Origin of the sequence: Niastella sp. (assembly GCF_045805085.1) — a bacterium.
Classification (GTDB): Bacteria; Bacteroidota; Bacteroidia; order Chitinophagales; family Chitinophagaceae; genus Niastella.
Window position 1 is genome coordinate 1 of sequence record NZ_JBJMLX010000326.1, and the last position, 5,926, is coordinate 5,926.

A 5,926-nucleotide genomic window follows, 5' to 3' on the forward strand; every position below is an offset into this window, starting at 1 on the left:
ACTTGTTTATTATGCCTATATTCTTCCATTTACTATTGCGTATGGATAATCCAGGTCAGCCGATTATTTAAAATATTGCTAAAGTAAAATCATTTCAATCTTCTTTTTAGGTCATTTACTTCCTGTTCTTTTGCATTTACCAAATTCTGAATCAGCTCGCGTTTCTGGAGTCCTGCAAAGGAAAATTTCCGGTCAACCTGGCTACCTTTAAAGAGTATTTGCCTATTTTAACCTCATGCTCATGCATGTTTTCCAGGTTGGTAAGCGCAAGGTCCTTTTTTATTGCAGGGATTAATTTGTATTCCTGCGTCAGTTGTTGGGCATTCCTGTTGCTCATATTTATCCAAGGCGGCAGGCCAGTGCTTTTTAGCCTAGTTCAATTTTTGTTTTACTCCTTTGTCCACCTTGCTTTAACTAATTTAATATGGCGCCGTCATTAATAATATCGTAAATAGTTGTTATATCACCGGTATTGCATGGGACGATCATATGATTGTAGTTGCTAGTAAGTTATTTACACTGGCGTTACAATGTTATATAATTTTTTTTACACGCCGGTGCCGTGACTTAGTATCCCGTTTTCTGTGAATGAATAATGACAATTATTTCTAATTTAGTGAAACCAAAATAACTGATCGTATATGAAAAAATTGTACTCCATTTTCAGATCGTACCCTTTATCCTTTTCAGGTTTCACGGATCCTCTCTTTTAATAAGTATACTTTGGCTGTAATTAAGTGCAGCTCATACATTGGCCTGAAAGCACTTTCAGTGCATGCTTATTCACGTGTATTCTATTAATTAAAATACCATTTTCATGAAGTTAATTATTTCAGCCCTCCTGGCTGCGGTACTCTGTTTGGTCAGGGTACAGGCAGTGGCCCAGGATTTTGACAGTAAAATAAACTCCATTTTTCAGAATGTCGACAAATCGCAGGTACCTACAGGTTTTCTCAGGGATTACGGATTCGAATTCCTCAATCCGGATAACTATACCGGAGGTTTGTTGCACGACAGCAATTATGTTGGTTTGCAAGACTGGCGCCTGTTGTATGCAACGCTCTTAAGCTGCCAGGTCAATACGCACGCTTCCCCTACAAGCTTAAGCGACGTGAACAACCGGATCAATACCTACAACTATGGCTACATGCCGCTGACATTTGTCAGTCTGGATTTTGATTACAACCGTTTGAAGGCCGATGCGCTCAGCTCAAATCTGATGTATGTCAGCAACGACCAGTTGTTTGATGTATCGGGCCGGCCGGCTTCTCCTTACGAAACAGCGTCGATGTTTGCCATTGCACCAACCCATCAACAGGTGCTGCAGGGGAACAACCAGATCATTTTCCGCCCTGAGCTGTTTTATTCAAACAATGGGAAAACCGTTTCTGATATCGCGTATAATATCGGAGGTGGAAGCAGCTATACTTCAATAGGCTTCAATACGGCTGCCAGTGTTACATTTAGCAATACAGGTTGGTATGTCATGAATATTCGGGTAACCTATACTGATAATACAGTCAGGTATGGGCATACTAAAGTGTTGGTGTTTAGTGATCCGGCGTATGGTCAATCCAATGCACGTTTTGGGCCTATAGGTGGCGGTACCAGGTTACCTGTTCAAACGATCACAGCAACAGAACAATACCAGGGTGTGGCAGCAACAGTTCAAATGAACATTCAATTAAGTGTGAACAACACCACCGGCGCCATTCGCCGGCCACTGATAGTTGTTGAAGGTTTCGATCCACGGAACGATTTCGGGGTCAATGATTTTACCGGTTCCCTTAATGTAGGCGCCTCAGGGTTTCCGAATACAATGAATCGCCAGTTGGATGATATTGAATCATATGATCTCATCTTTGTTAATTATGCGAATGGAACCGATTATATCCAACGGAACGCGCTGGCTGTTGAAGCGGTCATTAAATGGGTGAATGCCAATAAAACCGTTTTTAACGGGGTACGTCAGGGGAATGTGATCATCGGGCAAAGTATGGGCGGACTGGTTACCCGTTGGGCCTTGCGTGATATGGAATTGGATGGTGTAGCGCATGAAACCCGCTTATTCATCAGCCACGATGCGCCGCATTGGGGCGCCAATGTGCCGGCCTCTGCCCAATTGAGTGTACAATACCTGCATAGCTGGCATGTTATCAATTTCGGCGGCAATTTTCCTTTTATTTCTTATACGGATATGTTTCCCCGGATCAATGAATCAATGGGGATGTTTACCAGTCCGGCTGCCCGGCAAATGCTGATCAAACGATATGTGCTGAACGGGAATAGTTATAGTGAAGAAAATTCCTTGCATGATGCGTTCATGAATGAATTAAATGGGATGGGATGGCCGGTAAATTCAAGGAATATCCTTGTGAGTAACGGGGCCTGCACTGGCGCAAAGGCATTTGGAGATAATTCAAATCTCGTTACGCTGGGGGGCACCAGCGGTGATCTTTCCTGGTTGCAAATTATAGGAACAGGATTTCTTTCGTCAGTATTCGGATCATTATATTCCACTGGTGTACTTACCGGTTATGGCAATCCACAGTTTAACTCCTGGAATTTGATAATGGATTTTCCGTTGTCTTTAATAACCACCAAAAAGACGTACACGTTGGATTTCAGGCTGAATGCAGTTCCTTCCACCGGCACCGGGGAGCTCTTCAGGGCACAGATCTATAACGATAAAAAGATCCTGTGGGTCATTAATGCCCGCAGCTATATCCTTAACAAGAGCTACAGTTCTTTTTCGGGTATGCTGCCATTAGACAATGCACCGGGCGGGCAGTTTAATATACTGGACAATGTGGATATAACTCAAATTACAGCGGGTCTTCCGGGCTTCCTGGATTTTATAAAGCCTGGGATCAATCAGTCATTTTTTTGTTTCGTACCTACGGTAAGCGCGTTGGCTTTCAATGATCCCTTATCCTATTTAACAGCCAGCTTCTGCAATAACGTTCCCTGTTTGCAAACCAGTTCTGTGGCCGATTACTTTGCACCAACTGCCAATGAAGCGCACATCCAGTTCACATCGGATAATTCCGGTTGGTTGTTGCAGCGCCAGAACCCAACGTTCACCTGTGCGAAAGTTTGCCCAACGGGATTGTCGATTACCGGTAGTACACCCGTATGTACCTCATCCATTTTTACCTTGAACAGTGTGCCTTCCGGTGCAACCGTTAACTGGACAACCGATGCGCAATGGCTTGGTCTTACACCTGCCGGCGCTGCGGTAACAGTGACCAGGCCTGCCGATGGCAATGGCGAGTTTACGCTTACCGCACAGGTGAGCAATGCCTGCAACAGCGTACCTGCTATCACCTCAACTACCTATCAGGCTGGTACGCCAGGGTTATTCGGGGCGCCGAATTTTTCGAACGCAGTGGGCGGCATGGGTTACTTCTGCTCAAGTCATTACGGCAATACGATGGAGTTGCCCGATATTCAGGGAATAACCTACAGGTACCGCATAAAAAGCTATCCATCGTTCAACGTAGTGTACACAAATCCTCAGACTTATTCAGGTGGTGTTATAACCATACCTTTCACGCCTCAGGCTGGCTGGTACATTGTTGAGATCCAGGTTATCAATCAGTGTGGAGGTCTTGATTGGGATGGTTATGAAGTGGAATATGTTGATTGTAACGAGGGTGGCAATCCGGAAGGTATGCGGGTACAGGTATCACCTAACCCTGCTTCATCAGATCTTTATTTAACGCTTGATGACAGGCGCCTTGCTCAAACAGAGAAAATTGAATGTACGCTGTATAGCATTCTTGGATCAAAGATCGCTAAACGGTGGGTGCTTTCGGCCGGACAATCACGTTACCAGTTAAATCTGGGCGGCGTACTGCCAGGACAATACGTGTTGGTATTCAATCAGGGCAATAAAAGGATCGTCAAAAAAATTATGATAAAATAAAAGTTGATAAAGGGTCATCTGTCAGCCGGCAGATGACCTCTTTTTTGTCATCAACCAGCAACTGGCCGGGTCAGGATCTTTTTCAACTCCCACCACCAAAATACCCGTAAAAATACGGTACTAAAAACCGTAAAATAATTGGACTGGCTCCATCTCAAAGGAATTAAATTGGGAAAGAATAATTTTGATCCCTACTTATATGAACACTATTCATAATAGCATAGAAGAACAACGCTGGGCCATGTTGGAAATGCGTACGTTACTAAATCAAGTACTAAGTACATACGGAACCAATCCGCCGGCAGAAGTTCTGCTTGCAATAGCTCAAATAGCCCAAGCTAACCGCACAAGATCCACAACTCATGTTCGTAAGCTGAACTATACAGTAGGTGTGGATGAGTTTTGCACAAAAAACAATCTTTCTCTTGACTAAGAAGCGAATAGGCCGATGGTGGCGGAAATAGCTTTTAAAAGTTTTCCGTTTTCAAAAACTGCTCAAACAGATCCGCCACGTATGGCTCATTCCATTTGCCCTTATCTAATGTAGTTATTTCTCCAAGATATTGCCCGTGAGCACCTGGAATGATCGCCAGTCGGGAATGTGGAATTAAATGATGCATAGCTACTGCATGTTCCGGAGTGGGCACATCTTTGTCCCCGATAATGAGTAAGGTAGGTGCAGTAATTGATTTCACATCATTGTCACTCCAATCCTTAAATGTTTGCATGCGAACCACATCTCTATGAAACATGTTCAGCAATTTTGCTGAATCATTGTTTATTTTCATGTAGTCATCCTTTAACGCCTGTGGCATCTCGCTGAATTGTGCATGCTGAATTCCGTTCCAAAACCCTGCAGGAACGCCCTCTCTTTTATAAAAGCCCGATGCCATGATCAGTTTATTCACCATTGCCGGATAGCTGATGGCAATTTGCATCGCGGTTTGTGCGCCATTACTAAAACCCAAAAGATCAGCTTTAGGAATATTCAGATTCTTTAAAAGCGTTACAACATCACTGGCATCTTGTGAAAACGATAAAGGTGTGTCTCTGTCGCTGGTATGTCCGTGCGCCTGCAACTCAACAGCAATTACGTTTCTGTGTTGGGAAAGCAAAGGAAGTATTCGTCCGAATGTAGTCTGGATCGTAGAACCTCCGCCATGGATCAACACAAGCGGACTACCTTTCCCGTACATTTCATAATACATTTTTATTCCGTTCACTTCGGAATAACCTTTTTTGAGAGCAGCTGTATCTTGCATATGATTGGGTTGTGTTGTATCGGCTGTTGTAGAAGTATTGTCTTTTGAGGTACTGGCTCCTTGTTTGCATCCACTAATTATTGACACAAACACAATTATAAAAGATGATAATAAATACGGAAGTGTTCTCATACTTTACATATTTAGTTATTATGCCTGCTGTTATACAAGTATTTGCTTGTAAATATATGCACAAGCATTTACTTGTACAAATATTTCTATGGAAATTCGGTCACACCGCATCCTACCTGTATCATTACTTCAATCTATGCGCAAACACCTGTACACTATTCTGCTGTTAAGCTCCATCAGTTTTACCCAGGCTCAATCCAGAAAACCGCCGGTCATAGACATGCACCTGCATGCATTGCGAGCTAATGACCATGGTCATGGTATTACTTATATTGGAACGCCGTTCCGGGACCTTGGGCTGACTGATCCAAAGAATAATTACCGCGATGTATTCGACAAAGCAATGGCTACGCATGCCATATCCTTTTCAACAACGCCGCCAGGTTTCTGCGGTTAACTCCGCAGGAGATCCAACGCATGCAATAGTTGTGAATAAAGAGAAAGAGGCCCCCGCCTAAGCCGGAAAGCCTCCATTTTTTCATGGCTATACTTTTATCATATATTCTCCAGCGCCCCAAAGGCATGGTCAATCACAATCTTCCAGGTGCCGTCCGGTTGTTGCTGCATCAACTCGATCCCTTTCGATTGTATCTTCACTTCATCG

General features: G+C 43.6%; 3 protein-coding genes. 2 read left to right on the forward strand and 1 reads right to left on the reverse strand.

Annotation, left to right across the window (positions count from 1 at the left end; all coding sequences use genetic code 11):
• Positions 1 to 817 precede the first annotated feature (817 nt).
• Complete coding sequence (locus ACJ751_RS17050; protein ID WP_407746727.1) at positions 818 to 3,928, forward strand: T9SS type A sorting domain-containing protein; 3,111 nt, start codon at positions 818 to 820, stop codon at positions 3,926 to 3,928.
• A 467-nt stretch (positions 3,929 to 4,395) separates the two neighbouring features.
• Here the strand turns inward: ACJ751_RS17050 and ACJ751_RS17055 are convergent, their stop codons facing one another.
• Positions 4,396 to 5,322, reverse strand: a complete 927-nt coding sequence (locus ACJ751_RS17055; RefSeq protein WP_407746728.1) for an alpha/beta fold hydrolase — start codon at positions 5,320 to 5,322, stop codon at positions 4,396 to 4,398.
• A gap of 136 nt (positions 5,323 to 5,458) precedes the next feature.
• On the opposite strand from ACJ751_RS17055, the gene ACJ751_RS17060 reads away from it, so the two are divergent.
• Positions 5,459 to 5,719 carry a hypothetical protein gene (locus tag ACJ751_RS17060; RefSeq protein ID WP_407746729.1) on the forward strand — a complete coding sequence of 87 codons (261 nt, stop codon included), beginning with the start codon at positions 5,459 to 5,461 and terminating at the stop codon, positions 5,717 to 5,719.
• Positions 5,720 to 5,926 lie beyond the last annotated feature (207 nt).